The sequence below is a fragment of the Ancylobacter terrae genome (genome assembly GCF_045108345.1).
Taxonomy (GTDB): domain Bacteria; phylum Pseudomonadota; class Alphaproteobacteria; order Rhizobiales; family Xanthobacteraceae; genus Ancylobacter.
In genome coordinates this window covers 720,129-737,775 of sequence record NZ_JBJGXH010000001.1, presented here as the reverse complement: position 1 = coordinate 737,775, position 17,647 = coordinate 720,129, and the positions used below count along the sequence as shown (strand labels likewise).

19 protein-coding genes, 1 tRNA gene and 1 pseudogene are annotated in these 17,647 nt (G+C 67.1%); 7 read left to right on the top strand and 14 right to left on the bottom strand.

All coding sequences use genetic code 11. The features are described 5' to 3' along the window. The first annotated feature begins 56 nt into the window (after nt 1-56). On the top strand, nt 57-1,286 hold the full coding sequence (locus ACEUEL_RS03470) for a serine/threonine-protein kinase (protein ID WP_405702179.1): 1,230 nt from the start codon (nt 57-59) through the stop codon (nt 1,284-1,286). A gap of 6 nt (nt 1,287-1,292) precedes the next feature. On the opposite strand, the gene ACEUEL_RS03465 is transcribed toward ACEUEL_RS03470, so the two are convergent. Together ACEUEL_RS03465 and mnmA are read right to left on the bottom strand one after the other, a co-directional pair. Beyond that, on the bottom strand, nt 1,293-1,979 hold the full coding sequence (locus ACEUEL_RS03465; protein WP_405702178.1) for a class I SAM-dependent methyltransferase: 687 nt from the start codon (nt 1,977-1,979) through the stop codon (nt 1,293-1,295). A gap of 230 nt (nt 1,980-2,209) precedes the next feature. Next, nucleotides 2,210-3,400 carry a tRNA 2-thiouridine(34) synthase MnmA gene (gene mnmA / locus ACEUEL_RS03460; RefSeq protein WP_405702176.1) on the bottom strand — a complete coding sequence of 397 codons (1,191 nt, stop codon included), beginning with the start codon at nt 3,398-3,400 and terminating at the stop codon, nt 2,210-2,212. A gap of 392 nt (nt 3,401-3,792) precedes the next feature. Between mnmA and sciP the strand changes: the two genes are divergently transcribed. Then, nucleotides 3,793-4,068, top strand: coding sequence for a CtrA inhibitor SciP (sciP, locus tag ACEUEL_RS03455; protein WP_405702173.1), 276 nt, complete (start codon nt 3,793-3,795; stop codon nt 4,066-4,068). A 101-nt stretch (nt 4,069-4,169) separates the two neighbouring features. On the opposite strand, the gene ACEUEL_RS03450 is transcribed toward sciP, so the two are convergent. From ACEUEL_RS03450 to phnG, 9 genes and pseudogenes are all read right to left on the bottom strand, one after another. Further along, nucleotides 4,170-4,733: a hypothetical protein gene (locus ACEUEL_RS03450; protein ID WP_405702172.1), complete on the bottom strand. Its 564-nt coding sequence runs from the start codon at nt 4,731-4,733 to the stop codon at nt 4,170-4,172. A 137-nt stretch (nt 4,734-4,870) separates the two neighbouring features. Further along, a complete protein-coding gene (gene phnN, locus ACEUEL_RS03445) occupies nt 4,871-5,446 on the bottom strand; it encodes a phosphonate metabolism protein/1,5-bisphosphokinase (PRPP-forming) PhnN (protein ID WP_405702170.1) in 576 nt (191 codons plus the stop codon). Then, complete coding sequence (locus tag ACEUEL_RS03440) at nt 5,443-6,594, bottom strand: alpha-D-ribose 1-methylphosphonate 5-triphosphate diphosphatase (RefSeq protein WP_405702167.1); 1,152 nt, start codon at nt 6,592-6,594, stop codon at nt 5,443-5,445. The genes phnN and ACEUEL_RS03440 overlap by 4 nt, the downstream gene beginning before the upstream one ends. An 11-nt stretch (nt 6,595-6,605) precedes the next feature. Then, complete coding sequence (phnL, locus tag ACEUEL_RS03435; protein WP_405702164.1) at nt 6,606-7,349, bottom strand: phosphonate C-P lyase system protein PhnL; 744 nt, start codon at nt 7,347-7,349, stop codon at nt 6,606-6,608. 220 nt (nt 7,350-7,569) lie between these two features. Then, nucleotides 7,570-8,352, bottom strand: coding sequence for a phosphonate C-P lyase system protein PhnK (phnK, locus tag ACEUEL_RS03430; protein WP_405702163.1), 783 nt, complete (start codon nt 8,350-8,352; stop codon nt 7,570-7,572). A gap of 215 nt (nt 8,353-8,567) precedes the next feature. Beyond that, a pseudogene (locus ACEUEL_RS03425) lies at nt 8,568-9,425 on the bottom strand (alpha-D-ribose 1-methylphosphonate 5-phosphate C-P-lyase PhnJ); the annotation flags it as partial. Nucleotides 9,426-9,863: 438 nt separating this feature from the next. Beyond that, nucleotides 9,864-11,006: a carbon-phosphorus lyase complex subunit PhnI gene (locus tag ACEUEL_RS03420; protein WP_405702161.1), complete on the bottom strand. Its 1,143-nt coding sequence runs from the start codon at nt 11,004-11,006 to the stop codon at nt 9,864-9,866. 3 nt (nt 11,007-11,009) lie between these two features. Next, nucleotides 11,010-11,606 carry a phosphonate C-P lyase system protein PhnH gene (gene phnH, locus ACEUEL_RS03415; RefSeq protein ID WP_405702160.1) on the bottom strand — a complete coding sequence of 199 codons (597 nt, stop codon included), beginning with the start codon at nt 11,604-11,606 and terminating at the stop codon, nt 11,010-11,012. A 1-nt stretch (nt 11,607) separates the two neighbouring features. Further along, entirely contained in the window at nt 11,608-12,090 is a 483-nt protein-coding gene (phnG, locus tag ACEUEL_RS03410; protein WP_405702158.1) for a phosphonate C-P lyase system protein PhnG, read from the bottom strand. A 53-nt stretch (nt 12,091-12,143) separates the two neighbouring features. Between phnG and phnF the strand changes: the two genes are divergently transcribed. The 3 genes from phnF to ACEUEL_RS03395 all read left to right on the top strand — a co-directional run bounded on the left by phnF (nt 12,144) and on the right by ACEUEL_RS03395 (nt 14,275). Next, the gene (gene phnF / locus ACEUEL_RS03405; RefSeq protein ID WP_405702156.1) at nt 12,144-12,962 is read left to right on the top strand and encodes a phosphonate metabolism transcriptional regulator PhnF; all 819 of its coding nucleotides are present in this window, start codon (nt 12,144-12,146) and stop codon (nt 12,960-12,962) included. Nucleotides 12,963-12,984: 22 nt separating this feature from the next. Next, complete coding sequence (locus tag ACEUEL_RS03400; protein WP_405702153.1) at nt 12,985-13,593, top strand: pyridoxamine 5'-phosphate oxidase family protein; 609 nt, start codon at nt 12,985-12,987, stop codon at nt 13,591-13,593. An 82-nt stretch (nt 13,594-13,675) separates the two neighbouring features. Further along, on the top strand, nt 13,676-14,275 hold the full coding sequence (locus ACEUEL_RS03395; protein ID WP_405702152.1) for a hypothetical protein: 600 nt from the start codon (nt 13,676-13,678) through the stop codon (nt 14,273-14,275). Here ACEUEL_RS03395 and ACEUEL_RS03390 read toward each other — a convergent pair. Beyond that, nucleotides 14,262-15,278 (bottom strand): metallophosphoesterase family protein, encoded by a 1,017-nt coding sequence (locus tag ACEUEL_RS03390; protein WP_405702151.1) that lies wholly within the window; start codon nt 15,276-15,278, stop codon nt 14,262-14,264. The two genes, ACEUEL_RS03395 and ACEUEL_RS03390, sit on opposite strands and share 14 nt — an antisense overlap. Before the next feature lie 96 nt (nt 15,279-15,374). Here ACEUEL_RS03390 and ACEUEL_RS03385 point away from each other — a divergent pair. Next, nucleotides 15,375-15,451 (top strand) — tRNA-Met (locus ACEUEL_RS03385). A gap of 194 nt (nt 15,452-15,645) precedes the next feature. Here the strand turns inward: ACEUEL_RS03385 and ACEUEL_RS03380 are convergent. Then, nucleotides 15,646-15,933 (bottom strand): hypothetical protein, encoded by a 288-nt coding sequence (locus ACEUEL_RS03380; protein ID WP_405702150.1) that lies wholly within the window; start codon nt 15,931-15,933, stop codon nt 15,646-15,648. Between the two features lie 199 nt (nt 15,934-16,132). Here ACEUEL_RS03380 and ACEUEL_RS03375 point away from each other — a divergent pair, with 199 nt between their 5' ends. Further along, nucleotides 16,133-16,324 carry a hypothetical protein gene (locus tag ACEUEL_RS03375; protein ID WP_405702147.1) on the top strand — a complete coding sequence of 64 codons (192 nt, stop codon included), beginning with the start codon at nt 16,133-16,135 and terminating at the stop codon, nt 16,322-16,324. Here ACEUEL_RS03375 and ACEUEL_RS03370 read toward each other — a convergent pair. Beyond that, a complete protein-coding gene (locus tag ACEUEL_RS03370; RefSeq protein WP_405702144.1) occupies nt 16,321-17,529 on the bottom strand; it encodes a winged helix-turn-helix domain-containing protein in 1,209 nt (402 codons plus the stop codon). The two genes, ACEUEL_RS03375 and ACEUEL_RS03370, sit on opposite strands and share 4 nt — an antisense overlap. Nucleotides 17,530-17,647: the final 118 nt, after the last annotated feature.

Below are 17,647 nucleotides of genomic sequence, written 5' to 3'. Positions count from 1 at the left end.
AGCAAGGAAAATATCTTTCGTGAATAAAGTTAGCTCAATGATTCGCGACCAGCGCCATGCAGACCATCCTTCAGACGACCTTTGATACATATCAACTTTTGGAAACGATCGGCGAGGGTGGCGCGGGTCGCGTGTATGCGGCGAAAAATTCTGGCGGCGATCAAGTCGCAATAAAGATTTTGACGGGAACTTCTACCGAGAAGAGAAAGAGATTTAAAAACGAAACTCATTTCTTGATGAGAAATAAGCATATTCATATCATAAAGGTTATCGATTCCGGATATTCATCACATAAATCATTAGACGGCCCATTTTATGTGATGCCGATATATTGGGGAAGCCTGAGAAAGGCACTTAATGCGGGAATCCCACCGGAGGTGGCTATCCGCATTATTTCCAATATTCTGGATGGAGTGGAAGCCGCTCATTTGCAAGGAATAATTCATCGAGACCTAAAGCCAGAAAATATCCTCATTGATCAATCCTACACGGAAGTGGTCATTTCTGATTTTGGGGTGGCTCACTTCAGTGAAGAGGAATTGAGAACCTCGATTGAAACCAAACCCGCATCGCGCCTCGCTAACTTCGCGTATGCCGCCCCGGAGCAGCGAGTTCCAAGAGACCCTGCTGGTATAGCGGCAGACATATATGCACTCGGCCTCATATTCCATGAATTATTTACGGGAATCGTGCCGCACGGAACTGCATATGAACCAATATCTGCGAAATTCCCATCATATGCATTTCTCGATCCAATAATCGCGCACATGTTACGTCACAGTCCCTCAGAAAGACCGGCAAACATCGCCAGTATCAAAGAGAATATCCGGCGATACGAAGCAACATTCTTTCAACGGCAAAAAATCGACAAAATAGATCGAACCGTGGTCTCCGGAGATGCGATTATTGATAAGTTTGCCTACACCCCGCCAACATTGGTGGGAGCATATTATGAAGACGGCGTCCTCCGCCTTTCTCTCGATGAGGCACCAAGCAAGGACTGGATAGTTTCCCTGAAAAATTTAGGGAATTACACCAGCGTTTCAGGAATACCGCCAGCAGCATTCAATTTTAAAGACAGAGATGTATACGTTCACGTGCCAAACCACACCATACAGGACGTGATAAATTATTTTAAACAATGGCTGCCTAAAGCAACATCCGAATTAAGTCATGACTTGAAACGAAAAAATGCAGAAGAAAAACATAGACAAGTGGCACGGTTAGCCGAAGAGAAGAAGAGACTAGAGGAGAATCTCAGGATAAATAACTCGATTAGAATTTGAATATTCTCACCCCGCCATCCGCTCCGCTGACCCCTCCGCATCCCCCTCGCCGGCACCCGCCACCTTCCGGAACCGCACCAGCGTATACACCCCCAGCCCGACATTCTTCGCCGAGACCAGTTCCACCGTGCCGTTGCGCGCGGCCCAGTCTTTCAGGCGGGCGAACTGGAATTCGGGGCGCCAGCCGAGCTTGCGGGCGCGGCGGGCGAACCAGCGCTCGAACGAGGCGCGCAGGCCCTCCTCGGCGCCGAGATGGTTGACCAGGATGATCTCCCCGCCCGGCCGCAGCACGCGGGCCATCTCGTCGAGCGTCGTTTCGGGATGCGGCACCACGGTGATGACGAACTGGGCGACGACGACGTCGAAGCTGGCATCGTCGAAGCCGAGATGCGCGCCGTCCATCAGGCACAGCCCCTCGACATGGTCGAGCCGTTCCTTCGCGACCCGCTCGCGCGCCTTCTGCAGCATCGGCTCGGAGATATCGACGCCGACCATCCGGTTCGAGCGCTTGTAGGCGGGCAGCGCCATGCCGGTGCCGACGCCGAATTCGAGGATGCGCCCGCCGATCCGCTCGGCCGCCGCGATCGCCGCCTTGCGGCCGGGATCGAACACCGCGCCGAACACGACGTCGTAGATCGGCGCCCAGCGGGCATAGGCCTCCTCGACGGTGGCGCGATCGAGATCGGTGGTCATGCGTCCCCCTGCTACCCCGAGGGCGACGCGAACGCGACACCCCGTCCTCCCCGCCGGACGGCGGCCTACACCAACGCGGGACACGGCCCGCGGTTGCCGGCGCGGCGCGAATCCCTCCGGCGCGCGATCCGATCAGAGTGGATCAATCCGATCGGCAAATCGCCCTCTAAAATCGCAACAGAGCGCGCGTCATCCGATCGGCCTGCTCCGCAAGCCTATCGGCGCGTGCTCTAGCGCGCCGCCGCGGCCATCATCGTGGCGGCCTGTGTCGCCCGCGTGAAGGGCGGCGCCCCGCGACGGATCACCCCGCCGCCGAGCAGGCGCGCATGCGGCTCGCCATCGGCGTAGAACACGCAGGCCTGCCCCGGCGCCACGCCCTCCTCCGCCGCGTGCAGGTGAACGGCGAGCGCCCCGTCCGCGCCGCGGGCGAGATGGGCCGGCACCGGCGGGCGGGTCGAGCGCACCTTCACATGGATGTCGCGCCCGGCGGCGATGGCGGCGGCGAGCGGCTCGTCGCCCAGCCAGTTGACGTCGTCGACCGCGACCACCGAGACGCCCAGCGCCTCGCGCGGCCCCACCACCACCTGCCGCGCGGCCGCATCGATGCCGACCACGTAGAGCGGCTCGCGGGCGGCGATGCCGAGGCCCTTGCGCTGGCCGATGGTGTAGCGCATCACCCCGCCGTGCCGGCCGAGCACCCGCCCGTCGAGATGCACGATGTCGCCCGGCTCCGCCGCTTCGGGGCGCAGCTTCTCGACGATGTCGGTGTAGCGGCCCGTCGGCACGAAGCAGATGTCCTGGCTGTCCGGCTTGTCGGCGATGGCGAGGCCGAAGCTCTCCGCCAGCGCGCGCACCTCCGGCTTGCTGGTCTCGCCGAGCGGAAAGCGCAGCATGTCGATCTGCGCCGGCGTGGTGGCGTAGAGGAAATAGCTCTGGTCGCGGCTCTCGTCGGCGGGGCGGTAGAGCGCCCGCCCGCCGCCCGGCAGCGCCCGGCTGGTGACGTAATGGCCGGTGGCGAGGATATCGGCGCCGAGGTCGCGCGCGGTCTCCAGGAGGTCGCGGAACTTGATGGTGCGGTTGCACTCGACGCAGGGGATCGGCGTCTGCCCGGCCGCATAGGCGGCGGCGAAGTTCTCGATCACCTCCTGCCGGAAGCGGCTCTCGTAATCGAGCACGTAATGGGCGATGCCCAGCCGCTCGGCCACCATGCGCGCGTCGTAGATGTCCTGCCCCGCGCAGCACGCGCCGGGGCGGTGGTGCATCGCCTCGCCATGGTCGTAGAGCTGCAGCGTGACGCCGAGCACGTCATAGCCCGCCTGCGCGTAGAGCGCGGCCACCACCGAGGAATCCACCCCGCCCGACATCGCCACGACGACGCGGGTGGAGGCAGGATCGCGGTTGGTGTCGTCGAGACGGATCATCAGGCGTTCCGGCGTGGCCGCCCCTCGCCGGAAACGACGCCGGGGACATGCTGGGTATCTAAGGAGCACGGGCACCCGACGCAAGCCGAACCGGCCGGCCGGGGCGCGCGCGGGGAACCGAACCGGCCAACACGACGCCGCGCGATGCCGCCCCCGGCGGCGCCGAAGCCCCGCCTTTTCGCGGCGTTGCTGCGCCGCCGCCCCGCTTCCCTTGCGGTGCCCGCCGCGTTGTTAACCATTTCTGCTGCAGCGCAGAAGTAAACGAAAGATTGATCAACTATTAATAAAACACGCCGGCAAGCCGTCTCAAAATCACGTGAAACGCTTAGGGAAATATTCATCGCTCGCGACTACCGTCCTCAGCTGATTGGGTGTGTTTAGTGAGCGTACCAATGACTGAACCCTACCGCCCGAGGGTCAAATACGTAATCGGGCCGGATGGCAGTCCGCTGACCATTGCCGATCTCCCGCCGCCGAACACGAAGCGGTGGGTGATCCGGCGGAAAGCGGAAGTTGTCGCGGCCGTGCGCGGCGGTCTCCTCAGTCTCGAGGAGGCCTGCAAGCGGTATACGTTGACCACCGAGGAATTCCTGTCGTGGCAGGCGTCGATCGACCGCCACGGCCTCGCCGGCCTGCGCACCACGCGCATCCAGCAATACCGGCAATAGACAGGCCGGGCGTGTATCCGCGCGCTCGAACCCGCCCTCCGCCTCGACCCTTCCAGACCATTATCGGTGAACGACGACCGCGCCACACGGGCGGCGGCGTGTCAACGTTCCAGCGCCTTGAGGTAGTCGCGCCCCGTTACCGTGAACGGCGCGTAGCGCTCCGGCCAGTTTTTCGCCTTCCTGCTCCGGGTGCTGGGAAATCGGGCATCAAAGGAATAGAGGTCGACCACCGACGTTTCCGTGTCGAGCCTTCTTATGTATCCACGAAGCGGCGGCGGCGCCTCGATTGGGTCCAGCGACCAATGGTCGAAATTGATCTCGAGGAAATCATCGACATACATCGTCACGTAGGGATATCCCGAGTTGATGAGAGAGAGTTCGACCCGGTCGATGTCGTCTATCGCACGGATGAATTGCGACGGGCGTGAGCGGCAGTTCAGGCCGTGCAGCTCCAGCATCAGGTTCTTTGCCAGTCTGCGTGCCTTCTTCCGCAATCGCTCCGGCATGTCGATCTGCAGGAACTCGACGTAAGGCGCCGCGTCTTCTGGCAGATCGAACTGGAGTTCGAGATTGCCATAGAGCCAATACGGACGGTGCGGCGAGTGCGATGGAGGATCGCCCATCCGTTCTCCAGGCTCCCCCAGCAGAGCGACAACCTCGTCCATGGTCGCGCCAGGCCGCAGCGGGCCAAAGCACCCGGTATTCAGGAAATCAATGAGCGATGACCGGATCATCGCCAATGATACCGTAGGTCCCGACGAAGCGAAAAGGCGGAAGACCCGGCGAGCGGACTGTGAGCCCCTCACACCCCCTCCAGATACGCCACCAGCCGCGCGCCGGCCTGTTCGACCGCGCCGTCATTGACGATGGAGAGGTCCGGCGCCTCGTCGAGCACCGGCTGGCGGGTGAGGCGCTGGGCGACCTGTTCGCCGGCCTCGCGCCCGCGCGCGGCGAGGCGTAGAGCGCGCAGCTCGGCGGGCGCGGAGACATGCACCACCTTCACATGGGCGAAGCGCCCGCGCGCCTCGGCCACCGCGGCGCGCGAGCCGTTGGCCACCACGCAGCGCCCCGCCGTGATCGCCTCCGCCACCTCCGGGCCGAGCGCATAGCCGAGCCCGTTCGCCCGCCAGGCGAGCGGAAAGCGCCCCGCCGCCACCCCCGCCTCGAAGGCGGCGACGGCGAGCGGCTCGTGATCCTCGGTGCCGTCCACCGGCCGGGTAATGCGGCGGCGGGCGAACACGATCCCCCCACGCCCGGCCAGCCGGCCGCGCGCATAGTTGAGCAGCGTGTCCTTGCCCGAGCCGGACGGGCCGACCACCAGCACCAGCACCCCCGGGCCGAGCGGCACGGGCGAGGGGACGATATCGGCCAGACTCACGCCACGCGCTCCCCTTCACGCCACACCCTGCGCACCACCGGCACGGACTCGGCTCCCTCGCCGGCCACCGCCACCTGAATGAAATCCGCCCGGAGCCCCGGCGCAAGGGCGCCGCGGTCGTCCATGCCGACGGCGCGGGCGGGATTGGCGCTCACCAGCGCCACCGCTTCGGAAAGCGCGATGCCCGGCACAAGGCGCGGCAGCGCGAAGGCGGCGAGCAGCAGGCTGGCGGGCACATAGTCGGAGGAGAGGATGTCGAGCGTGCCGGCCCGCGCCAGCGCCGCGGCGGCGATGTTGCCGGCGTGGGAACCGCCGCGCACCAGGTTCGGCGCGCCCATCAGCACGCGGATGCCGGCCTTGTGCGAGGCACCCGCGGCTTCCTCGGTGGTCGGGAACTCGGCGATGGCGATGCCGTCCGCCACCGCCTCGGCCACATGCGCCGCGCTCGCATCGTCATGGCTCGCCAGCTTGATGCCGCGCGCGCGGGCGATCTCGACCAGACGCGCCCGGTTCGGCCGGGCATGGCGGTGATGCGCCTCCAGCCGCGCGGCGACGATGATGTCCATCTCGGCGTCGGTGATGCCGGCCTTCTTCTGGTAGTAGCTGCGGAAATGCGCTTCGGTGAGGAACTGTCGCTGGCCGGGGGTGTGGTCCATCAGCGAGATCAGCCGCACGTCGGCCATCTCCATCAGCGCCTGCGCATCCGCGACCACGCCGTCGGCCGCCACCTCGCAGCGCAGGTGCACGTGATGCTCGGCGCGGAGCATGCCGGCCGCGCCCGCCGCCTTCAGCGTCTGCGCCAGCGGCCCGGCATCGCCCTCGACGCCGACCGCCCGCGTCTCGGGCCACACCCTGAGCGAATCGAACACGGTGGTGATGCCGGAGGCGGCAATCTGCGCGTCATAGGCCATCACCGCGGCGAGCGGGTTCCAGCGCACGCGCGGGCGCGGGAACAGGTGGCTCTCGACATGGTCGGTGTGCAGTTCGACGAGGCCCGGCAGCAAATAGTCGCCCGCGAGGTCGATCGCCCCCGCCGGCACCGCCCCCGCGCCGATCTCGGCGATCACGCCGTCGCGCACGACGAGGTGGCCGTGCGCCACCCGGTCCGGCAGCACGAGCCGCGCATTGGCGTAGACGGTCTCTTTCATCGTCTTTCCCCTCACGCCGCCCCTCGGGCCTTGCCGCCGGCAAGCCCATCGGCAGGGCCCGCGAAACGGGTGACGTCGATCACCCGGTCGCACACCGCCGCGCGCACGTCGCCATCGTGGAAGATGCCGAGCATGCCCACCCCGGCCGCCTTCTTCTCGGCGATCAGCGCGATCACCACCGCCCGGTTGGCGGCGTCGAGCGAGGCGGTCGGCTCGTCCATCAGCAGCAGCGGGCGGTGCGCGATCAGCCCGCGGGCGATGTTGACGCGCTGCTGCTCGCCGCCCGAAAAGGTCGCCGGCGGCAGGCCCCACAGCCGCTCCGGCAGGTTCAGCCGGGCGAGCAGCGCCCCCGCCTTCTCGCGCGCCGCCTCCCGCGACACGCCCTCCCCGAGCAGGGGCTCGGCCACCACGTCGAGCGCGGCGACGCGCGGGATCACCCGCAGGAACTGGCTCACATAGCCCATCGTCGTCGCGCGCAGCCGCATCAGCCGGCGCGGATCGCAGCTTGCGACGTCGACCGTCTCGGCGCCGTCGCGCACGCGGATGGCGCCGGCATCGACCCGGTAATTGCCGTACACCATCTTCAGCACCGAGCTCTTGCCCGCTCCCGACGGCCCGCCGAGCGCGACGCATTCGCCCGCAAACAGCTCGAACCCGGCGCCCGCCACCACCGGCAGCCGCGCCCCCTCACGCAGGTGCAGCACGAAGGTCTTGGAGAGGTTGGAGACGGAAAGGAGGGGGGTCGTGTCCGTCATGGCTGTTGATCCTCGAGCGCGAGCAGAGGGCCTGAAGGAACGTTGCCAAAGTCTCTCTGCTGGGTCCCGGATCGTCGTTCCGCCTGCGGCATCACTTGTCCGGGACACGCGGTATCAGGCAAGGCCCCACGCTTGCTTCCCGGACAAGCTGCACGACGTGCAGCGCCGATCCGGGACCCAGGAGAAACCTCCCCGCCATATTCTCTTTGTCGCTCCATCATCACGCCGCCAGCACCGAGGACACCAGCAGCTGCGTATAGGCCTCGCGCGGATCGTCCAGCACCTGGTCGGTGAGCCCGCTCTCGATCACCCGGCCATGGCGCATCACCACCATGCGGTGCGACAAGAGCCGCGCCACCGCGAGGTCGTGGGTGACGATCACCACGGCGAGCCCCATCTCCGCCACCAGCGTGCGGATAAGATCGAGCAGCCGCGCCTGCACCGAGACGTCGAGCCCGCCGGTCGGCTCGTCCATGAAGACGAGGCGCGGGCGCGTCACGAGGTTGCGCGCGATCTGCAGGCGCTGGCGCATGCCGCCGGAGAAGGCGCGCGGATCGTCGTCGATCCGGTCGGGCGCGATCTCGACGCGGCCGAGCCAGTCGAGCGCGCTCGCGCGGATGTCGCCATAGTGGCGATTGCCCACCGCCATCAGCCGCTCGCCGACATTGCCGCCGGCCGAGACCGCCATGCGCAGGCCGTCCGCCGGGTTCTGCCGCACGAATCCCCAGTCGGTGCGCATCAGCGCCCGCCGCTCGGCCGCGCCGAGGCCGGCGAGGTCGACGAGTTCGCCCTGCCGCCGGTACAGCACCCGGCCAGCGGTGGGCGCGAGTTCGGTCGAGAGCAGGCCGAGCAGGGTCGATTTGCCCGAGCCCGACTCGCCCACCACCGCCAGCACCTCGCCCGGATAGACGGCGAGGCCGACGTCGCGGCAGCCGATGCGGGCGCCATAGTCCTTGCCGAGATGTTCGGCGACGAGGAGCGGCTGGTCAGGTGTTGCGCTCATCTCGCCCCCTCCCCCGCCATCCCGGCCACAGGCGAAGCTCCCAACCCCGTCATCCCGGACGGCGCGGCACGCGTCGCGCCGGGCACGTCTTCGTTCGTCATCCCGGCCGGAGGCGGAGCCGGAGAGCCGGGATCGTCCGTCGAAGGAAGCGGCCCACCGGAACGCGATCCCGGCTCTGCGCCGCTGCGCGGCTCCGGCCGGGATGACGAGCCCTCCGCCGCGCCCATCTCCCCCACATGCCCCGCCGCCCGCCGGCTCGCGCAATAGTCCGTATCCGAGCACACGAACATCCGCCCGCCGCGATCGTCGAGGATCACCTCGTCGAGATAGACGCCTTCCGCCGCGCACAGGGCGCAGGGCTTGGCGAAACGCTGCACGGCGAAGGGGTGATCCTCGAAGTCGAGCGGGCGCACGCGCGTATAGGGCGGCACCGCATAGATGCGCTTCTCCCGCCCCGCCCCGAACAATTGCAGCGCCGGGCAGTCGTCCATCTTCGGGTTGTCGAATTTCGGGATCGGCGAGGGATCCATCACATAGCGCCCCGCGACCTCGACCGGATAGGCATAGGTGGTGGCGATATGGCCGTGGCGGGCGATGTCCTCATAGAGCTTCACATGCATCAGTCCGTATTCGGCCAATGCGTGAAGCTCACGCGTCTCGCTCTCGCGCGGTTCGAGGAAGCGCAGGGGTTCGGGGATCGGCACCTGGTAGACGAGGATCTGCTCCTCGGTGAGCGGCGCCTCGGGGATGCGGTGGCGGGTCTGGATGATGGTCGCCGCGCTCGTCGAGGTCGTGGTCGCCACCCCGGCGGTCTTCTCGAAGAAGCCGCGGATCGCCACGGCATTGGTGGTGTCGTCGGCGCCCTGGTCGATCACCTTCAGCACGTCGCCCTCGCCGAGCACGGCGGCGGTCACCTGCACGCCGCCGGTGCCCCAGCCATAGGGCATCGGCATCTCGCGCGCGGCGAACGGCACCTGATAGCCGGGAATGGCGATCGCCTTCAGGATCGCCCGGCGGATCATCCTTTTGGTCTGCTCGTCGAGATAGGCGAAGTTGTAGGTGATGGCGGGCATCGAAGTCATTCGATATCACTCAGCAGTGGAGGGCTGCACACAACAGCAAGCCCGGTAAGACAAAATGACATGTACATCACCATTTTCTATGAAAGAGACTTCCACTAGAAGATGAAGTTTTTAATTGACAGCACAATCATATTTTGATATATTTTTCTTGAGGTCAAGAATTATCGGCATTTTGCGACCTCAATTGATTTGCAAAGTCCATTTTTTATTTTTTTAAAAAGGAGAATTATATATGATCAACAGACTGCGAATTCGGCTTGCTCATTTTAAGGTTGTGACCAATGGCACTTATTCCAGCATTGCAATGCAATGCGGTCTTGCAGCAGCAACTTTGTGTAATTTCATAAACGGGAATCATGACCCCCGCGAAACGACTGTTGCAGCAATCGACGCCTTCCTTCGCACCAACGGCTTCTAAAATTCGCCTAATCACTCCGCCGCCTCCCGGGCATCCTCTGCCTGGGAGGTTGCCGCCCTCTCCGCCCGCATGCGGCGCACCAGGTCGAGCTCGGCCTGGAAGTCGACGTAATGCGGCAGCTTCAGATGCTCGACGAAGCCGGTCGCCTGCACATTGTCGGAATGGGCCAGCACGAACTCCTCGTCCTGCGCCGGGGCGGTGAACTCCTCGCCGAGTTCCTTCCAGCGCAGCGCCCGCTCGACGAGGGCCATCGACATCGCCTTGCGCTCGCACTGGCCGAACACGAGGCCATAGCCGCGCGTGAACTGCGGCGGGCGGGTCGCGCTGCCGTGGAACTGGTTCACCGTCTGGCACTCGGTGACCTCGATGGTGCCGAGGCTGATGGCGAACCCGAGCTCCTCGGCGACGAACTCGACCTCGACATCGCCGAAGCGGATCTCGCCGACGAAGGGGTGGGTGCGGGCATAGCCGCGCTGGGTGGAATAGCCGAGCGCGAGCAGGAAGCCCTCGTCGCCCCGCGCCAGCGTCTGGAGGCGGGTGGCGCGGTCGGTGGGGAAGCTCATCGGCGCGCGGGTGATGTCGAAGGGCTCCGCGCCATCGTCCGGCGGCGCGGCCTCGATCAGCCCCTCGGCGTCGAGAAGATCGGTGACGCGGGGCATCGCGTCATCGGCGTCCGGCTGCGGATAAACGGCATCGTTCGCATCGGCCTGACCGCACTGATCGTCCACCTGACCGCACTGATCATCCACACCCGCCAGCGCCGGATCGAGCAACCTGTGGGTGTAGTCGAAGGTGGGGCCGAGCACCTGCCCGCCGGGCAGGTCCTTGAACGTCGCCGATACGCGGCGGCGCACCAACATCGCTGATGTATCAAGGGGTTGCGAGGCACCGAAGCGCGGCAGGGTGGTGCGGAAGGCGCGGATCAGGAAGATCGCCTCGATCAGGTCGCCACGCGCCTGCTTCACCGCCAGCGCGGCGAGGCCGGGGTCATAGAGCGAGCCCTCCACCATCACCCGCGCCACCGCGAGAGACAGTTGCTGCGCGATCTGATCGAGCCCGATCGATGGAAGATTCCTCTTTCCGCGCCGATACTTGGCGAGAAGACGGTGGGCGTTGCGGATGGCCTTTTCGCCACCCTTGGCCGCGACATACATGGCCTAGCCCTCCCTCGCCCGCACCGAGCGCGGCAACCCGGCGACGGCATCCGGCCCCGCCAGCAGGAGATCGACACCGAGCGGGAACGAGGCACGATTCGCCTTGATTCGATTGATGAAATCGGCTGGAAGCGGGGTCGCGCCGAAGGCGATGGCGCCCTGTATACCCGGCCCTTCGAGCACCATTCCCTGCCCGGTGAAGCGCTCCACCTGCACGATCAGCGTCGCCGAGCGGTCGGGATAATCCGGGGTGCCACGCGAAAAGATGTTGAAGTCCGGTAGCTTAGCGGCATCGGCGATCACCGCGAAGGCGGCCAGTTCCGGCTCGGCGACGATCGGCGCGCCGGTATGGAAACGCAGGAACCGCGCCACCTCCGGCACCCCGGCAAGCATGGGATCCAGCCAGAGCGGCGTCTCGAAATCGGCCAGCGCCAGCACCAGCGCCGCCGCGACCGGCGAGAGCGGCGCCGGCGGCTGGAGATCGGCGGCGACAGGGCGCGAACGCCCGGGCCGCGCGAGCGCCCACATCGCCGCCCGGAAGGCGGCCTGCGCGTCTCGCACCGGCTCGGCAAAGCCGAGCGCAAGCGATTGATCCGGCATGCTAATCTTCCCCGCGCACGAGCGTGAAGAAGTCGACTTTGGTGGTCGCCACCTCCGCCTTCACCGCGGCGGTCTCGGCCCTCAGCCGTGCGGCGACGGGCACGATCACACGCTCCACCGCCGCCCTCTCCCCGCCCTGCCAGAGCGCGTCGAGGATCGCCGCCGCCCGCGCCGCGGCGGGCGCGCGGCCGAGCCGGTAGGCGAAGCCGCTCCGCCCGTCGGCGAGCCGCACCGCCGCGCGGCTGACCGTCGCCTCGCCCAGATTGAACGCCGCGCCATCCCCCCCGGTGCGCCCGCGCAGCATCACCAGCCCGATCTCGGGCGGGCGCAGATCCCGAACCTCCGGCAGCGGGGCCAGCGTCGCCAGCATGGCGTCGAGTTCGCCGCCGTCGGCTCGCGCAAGCGTCGACATCACCGCGCGACGGGCCGCGACGGCAGCAGAGGCGCCTTTGTCTTCAATGCCTTGGCAGGTGTGATCGCTCATCGCGGAGACCCGATGGACAGAATGGCACGATTTGTATATTGATCGATACAAACATGCAATACGTCTCTGGACTGCACCGCAACATGCCCTCGATCGACGACGACGCCGTGACGCATCCGGCCGCCCCGGCCGACGCCACGCCCGCACTTGCGGGCGACGTCGCGCGCGGCACCGGGGTGGCGCTCTGGAAGCAGATCGCCGAGCGCATCGAGGCCGAGATCGCCGCCGGTACGCTCACCCCGGGCAGCCGCCTGCCGACCGAAGCGGAGCTCGCCGAGCGCTTCGCGGTCAACCGCCACACGCTCCGGCGCGCCCTTTCCGTCCTGACGGATCAAGGACTTATCGAGGCCACCCCCGGCCGCGGCACCTTCGTGCGGCATGCGCCGATCCGCTACCCGATCACCGCGCGCACCCGCTTTTCGGAGATCATCACCGCGGTCGGGCGCGCGCCCGGCGGCAGGGTGCTGGGCTCGCGGCTGGAACCGGCCGACAGCGAGATTGCCGCCGCACTCGCGATCGCGACGGGCACGCAGGTGCTGCGCGTCGACATGGTGCGCGAGGCCGACGATGTGCCGCTAACCTACGGCTCGCATTGGTATATCGCCGATCGCTGCCGCGACCTCGACCTCCTCATCGCCACGACGGGCTCGGTGACGCGGGCGCTGGAAGCGCTCGGCCTCGGCGACTACCGCCGCCGCGAGACCCGCATCACCGCCCGCATGGCCGACGAGACGGAACGGCGCCACCTTGCCCTGCCGGCCGGTCGGCCCGTAATGATCGTCGAAAGCGTGAACAGCGATCGCGGCCAGCCGATCCAGTTCACGCGCGCCTGCTTCGCCGCCGATCGGGTCCAGATCGTCGTCCGCTCCTGACTCTCGCAAAAGGAGGCCACAAATGGCCCGCATCACCCACCTCGACGAGCTGCGCCGCATCTATGGCGAACCGCGCGAGCGCTCGCGCCGCAAGGTCCTTCCCGCGCTCGACCGGCACTGTCGCCGCTTCATCGAGCTGAGCCCCTTTCTCGCGCTCGCGACCTTCGGCGCCGATGGCCACGCGGACGTTTCCCCGCGCGGCGATGCCCCGGGCTTCGTGCGCATCACGGACGAGGGTGCGCTGCTGATTCCGGACCGTCCCGGCAACAACCGGTTGGACAATCTCACCAATCTTCTCGCCAACCCGGCCGTCGGCCTGCTCTTCGTCATCCCCGGCTTCGACGAGACGCTGCGGGTGAACGGCACCGCCGCCATCCACGACGATGCCGATCTGCTCGATCTCTTCGCCGTGAACGAGCGCCGCCCCGCCACCGTGCTCCGCGTCGGCGTGAGCGAAGCCTATATCCACTGCGGCAAGGCGATGATGCGCTCGCGCCTGTGGGAGCCGTCCGCGCAGACCGAGCGCGCGCTCCTGCCGAGCCTGGGCGAGATAATGCGCGATCAACTGTCGCTCGAGACGGCGGAGAGCCAGGCCGAGATGGTCCGACGCTACCGCGAGACGCTCTACTGAGCCGGACGCAGCCGGCCCCGGCTCTGGCGAAGCTGGAGGCGAGCCGCTACTATCGCCGCTCACAGACGAGGATTCAGCGGCAATGGACGAGACCGGCCGCCCGCAAGGCGGGGCATCGGCCCCTTCGCTGCGCGACGCGATGCGCGCGGCCCGGCTCGAATCCGCCGAGCGCGCCGGTGTCGTTGTCGAACTGCGCGACGCCGAACTCGCCCGGCTCGCCATGCTGAACGAGTTGCTGGAGCCGGTGTTCGCCGAGATTCCCCTCGAACATGCCGATCTGTTCGATCGCGGGCTGATGCCCGGGGAGACGCCGCGCCTGTTCATCGACATGGTCGCGCATATCGCCATGGCCCGCGATCGGCGCACCTATCGGCTCCTGCAGGACACCCGGGCCGGCCGGCACGCGCTGGCCGAGAGCGCCAATGCCAACGACATCGTCGATGCCGTGACGCGCTACGTGGCGCGTCGCCTCGTCGCGCGCGAGCAGGCGATGACCGCCTATGCGCCGGAGGATCCCGCGCTGACGCCCCGTCCGCTCCCCAAGGGCGCCGGGGACCGCGACATTGCCGTGTCGGCGGCCCCTCGCCTGCGCCGCGGCCCCGTCGTCGTCGCCTTCCTGATCGGCCTTGTGGCGGGCGCCGGCGCGCTTTTCCTCGCCGGCGGCATTCTCACCGGTCGCTGACCGGCGGCGCGGTGAGAAGCCGCGTGGTGCGCGTCGCGATACCGAGGTCTCCCGGCGCAAAGCCACGGGCTTCCAGCGTGCAGCGCCAGGCGTCGCCGCCACGCTCGATCCGGTAGAGATGATAGCCGCCGGGCCAGTGACTATCCTCCGGGCCCGCCGCCGCGGAGGGCGCCTCGACCACCGGGATGAGGCCGTCCCGCCCGAGGATCTGCTCGACCATCGGGCGATGGTCATGGCCGCAGATGACCAGCTCCGCCCCGTGCCGTGCGAGGCAGTCCCGCACCGCCTGCGCGTCGATCAGCCGCTTGTGCGCCGATCGGAACCCGCAGGGCGGGTGATGGATCATCACCACACGGAAACGGCCCTCGGCGCGCAGATCGTCGAGCATGCCGCCCAGCCGGACGAGTTGCCCCGCCCCCACGCGCCCCGTCGCCATGAAGGGCTGCGTCGGCACAGCACTCGAAACCCCGACCAGTGCGACATCGGCGCGGCGGCGGACATAGGGGAACGCCTCCTGCGCCGTCACGTCTCCCGTACGGTCGTCGCCACGCATGTAGTCGCCCCAGTTGAGCAGGGCGTGATGGGCGGTCGAGCGCACATAGGCGTCGTGGTTGCCGGGCACGACACTGACATCGTGCCCCTCCCCGAGCGTCCCGAGGAAAGCCAGCGCGGTGTGGTACTCCGCCGGCAGGCCGACATTGACCAGGTCGCCGGTCACCGCGATGTGGTCGGGCGACTGCGCCCGCATGTCCGCAACGAGCGCCTCGATGGTGCCGGCGACGAAACGGCGCCGCCGGCCGCGCCGCCAGTTCATCACGCCCAGCATGCGCTTGCTGACGAGTTCCGAGAAACGCGCACGCGGGAGCGGGCCGAGATGGGGATCGGTGATATGGGCGAGAACGAACACGACCGCCTCAATATCAGCCCGGATGGCGAAAGGGAAACCGGAGATCGCCGCCACGGACACCGCGCGGCGGGCGCTCGCCTCACCGCGGCGCGACATCGTGCACGCAAAATGCCGAGGCGCCTTGACACCTCTCCGCGCCCTTCCTTATATCCCGCCTCCTGCGACGGCGCGGCGACACCCGCGCCCGCGGGCGGCGGAGTAGCTCAGCTGGTTAGAGCACGGGAATCATAATCCTGGGGTCGGGGGTTCAAGTCCCTCCTCCGCTACCAAACAAACCCAAGACATTTCAGTTAGCAAAGCGACCCATCTCCGGGTGCCCCGCCGGATAGTGCTTCAGCACCCGAAGATCGAGGCCGGCGAGCGCCCGGCGATCGAGGCGATTTCGATTACGCTGCCCCTGGCATGTAGGCGCCGAACAAATGAGACACCCTCCCCGTGGCCTTGCCGGGGTGAGCCCTTCCGCTCAGCGATCAGAATTATCAAGCGGAATGCAGCGATAACCGAGGAAGCAGTGCGGCTGGTCCAGCGTCGGCAGGCGGGCCGGCTGGATGGTCTGGGAAGCGTCGCAGAACCGACGGTTGGCGACATATCGGTCGAAAAGGTTGGAGCCCGTCGCGATGACCACCGATCCGCGTTCACTGACCAGATCGGTCAGAACGGCGCAATTGATGCTCATCGAATTCGGCCGCTCCTGGGCGAGCGCAGGCAGCGCCACGGCCGCGATCGCCACCGCCGTCAGAAGCCTGCGCATGGCCTGCCGGCCTCGGTGACACTGCGGTGACCCCGCCCGCATAGTGACGGTCTGGCACGACCACTCGCTTGCCCACGGTCAGTGGTCATCAGCACCAACAGGTAGAACTTACGCTGCGCCACACCCGTCCCCGTTCGTTTTTCTGTCGTAGACAAAATGCTACTATCCTTCGACTTCAACCTTTGCACCCGGTCCGTCGATGAGCAAGACACGAAAGCCTGCCGTACCGATGGACGCGCAGAAGGCGCGGCGCGACGTCAGTAGAGCCCATTTTCTCCGGCGTCCGGTGTCGAGCGACAACCCTTATGCCCATGTTCCCATCTGGGTGCCGTTCTTTGTCGCCCGCCTGATCGCCGGCTGGATGCAGCCCCGCGCCTCCGCGCGACGCTAGGCGGCGGGCGCGGCACAGGCCCGCCGCAGCGCCGCCGCGAAATCGCCGGCCTCGCTTACCTCCACCCGCTCGAGACCCAGCCAGGCAGCGAGGTGTCGCAGCTCCGCGATGAGCGCTTCGCCGGTTTCCGGCGGTGCATCCTCCTCCGCGTGGCTCGATTGTACCTGGAGCACGTTCCCGGCGCGGTTCGACTTGAGGTCGACGCGCGTCACCAGCCGGTCTCCCAGCAGGAACGGCAGCACGTAATAGCCGTGGGCCCGCTTCTCGGCCGGGGTGTAGATTTCGATCCGGTAGCGGAACCCGAACAGGCGCTCGGTGCGCGCCCGCTCCCAGATCAGCGGATCGAACGGGGCCAGCAGGGCCCGCGCCTCGACGCGTCGCGGTCGACGCGCGCCCGCATGCAGATAGGCCGGCTGCGACCAACCCTCGACGCGGGCCGGGATGATCTCGCCGGCTTCGACCAGTTCGGGCAGGCGAGCCTTCACATCATCGGGCGCAAGCCGGAAATAGTCGCGCAGGTCGCCGGCGGTCGCCACGCCGAGAGCCCGCGCCGCGATGCACAGCAGCTGCCTCTGCGCCTCCGCCGGTTCCGGCGTCGGCAGGGCGAGGACGGCAGCGGGGAGGACGCGCTCCGGTATATCGTAGAGCCGTTCGAATCCCCGTCGGGTGGCCGTCGTCACCAGCCCTGCCCAGAACAGCCACTCGAGCGCCCGCTTGGCCTCGCTCCACCCCCACCAGCCGCCCTCGCCACGCGCGCAGTCGAAATCCGACGCCGCGAGCGGGCCGCGGGCGCGCACCTGCGCCAGCACTTCGTCGATATAGGTCCGCCGCTCGCGGCCGAAGCGGGCCAGCCCGCCATAGATGCCGATCCCCTGCTCCGCGCGCGCCATCCGCCAACGCCACAGCGGCTGCGTCTCCACGGGCAAGAGCGAGGCTTCGTGCGCCCAGTATTCGAACAGGCTGCACGGCGTGGCCCAGGCGGAGACGTCGATGAGCTCGCGCGGATAGCCGCCGAGGCGCGAGAACAGCGGCAGATAATGCGCGCGGGCGACCACGCTGACGGAGTCGATCTGGAACAGCCCGATACGGTCCAGCACGCGCCGCATGTGCCGACGCCCGATCATCCCGACCGGGCGCGGTTCCGCGAACCCCTGCGCCGCCAGTGCGATGCGTCGGGCAAGCTTCAGCGAGATCGTTTCGCTCATCGACGTCCAGACCCCGCACGCACCGTGACGAATCCCGGTCCGACTCTAGGACGGCGTCCGCCCCGGCTCCACCCGATCACATGCACGCGGCGCATGCGACTGCGAAAAGCCCTGCGGC

What these genes read in the sequence shown, in the direction of transcription:
- phnL (WP_405702164.1), bottom strand. Translation starts at nt 7,349, where the DNA reads ATGACGGACACGACCCCCCTCCTTTCCGTCTCCAACCTCTCCAAGACC.
- ACEUEL_RS03375 (WP_405702147.1), top strand. Translation starts at nt 16,133, where the DNA reads ATGAGCAAGACACGAAAGCCTGCCGTACCGATGGACGCGCAGAAGGCG.
- ACEUEL_RS03380 (WP_405702150.1), bottom strand. Translation starts at nt 15,933, where the DNA reads ATGCGCAGGCTTCTGACGGCGGTGGCGATCGCGGCCGTGGCGCTGCCT.
- phnG (WP_405702158.1), bottom strand. Translation starts at nt 12,090, where the DNA reads ATGAGCGATCACACCTGCCAAGGCATTGAAGACAAAGGCGCCTCTGCT.
- phnH (WP_405702160.1), bottom strand. Translation starts at nt 11,606, where the DNA reads ATGCCGGATCAATCGCTTGCGCTCGGCTTTGCCGAGCCGGTGCGAGAC.
- ACEUEL_RS03390 (WP_405702151.1), bottom strand. Translation starts at nt 15,278, where the DNA reads ATGTCGCGCCGCGGTGAGGCGAGCGCCCGCCGCGCGGTGTCCGTGGCG.
- phnK (WP_405702163.1), bottom strand. Translation starts at nt 8,352, where the DNA reads ATGAGCGCAACACCTGACCAGCCGCTCCTCGTCGCCGAACATCTCGGC.
- ACEUEL_RS03450 (WP_405702172.1), bottom strand. Translation starts at nt 4,733, where the DNA reads ATGGACGAGGTTGTCGCTCTGCTGGGGGAGCCTGGAGAACGGATGGGC.
- ACEUEL_RS03440 (WP_405702167.1), bottom strand. Translation starts at nt 6,594, where the DNA reads ATGAAAGAGACCGTCTACGCCAATGCGCGGCTCGTGCTGCCGGACCGG.
- sciP (WP_405702173.1), top strand. Translation starts at nt 3,793, where the DNA reads ATGACTGAACCCTACCGCCCGAGGGTCAAATACGTAATCGGGCCGGAT.
- ACEUEL_RS03395 (WP_405702152.1), top strand. Translation starts at nt 13,676, where the DNA reads ATGGACGAGACCGGCCGCCCGCAAGGCGGGGCATCGGCCCCTTCGCTG.
- ACEUEL_RS03470 (WP_405702179.1), top strand. Translation starts at nt 57, where the DNA reads ATGCAGACCATCCTTCAGACGACCTTTGATACATATCAACTTTTGGAA.
- mnmA (WP_405702176.1), bottom strand. Translation starts at nt 3,400, where the DNA reads ATGATCCGTCTCGACGACACCAACCGCGATCCTGCCTCCACCCGCGTC.
- ACEUEL_RS03400 (WP_405702153.1), top strand. Translation starts at nt 12,985, where the DNA reads ATGGCCCGCATCACCCACCTCGACGAGCTGCGCCGCATCTATGGCGAA.
- phnF (WP_405702156.1), top strand. Translation starts at nt 12,144, where the DNA reads ATGCAATACGTCTCTGGACTGCACCGCAACATGCCCTCGATCGACGAC.
- ACEUEL_RS03465 (WP_405702178.1), bottom strand. Translation starts at nt 1,979, where the DNA reads ATGACCACCGATCTCGATCGCGCCACCGTCGAGGAGGCCTATGCCCGC.
- ACEUEL_RS03420 (WP_405702161.1), bottom strand. Translation starts at nt 11,006, where the DNA reads ATGTATGTCGCGGCCAAGGGTGGCGAAAAGGCCATCCGCAACGCCCAC.
- ACEUEL_RS03370 (WP_405702144.1), bottom strand. Translation starts at nt 17,529, where the DNA reads ATGAGCGAAACGATCTCGCTGAAGCTTGCCCGACGCATCGCACTGGCG.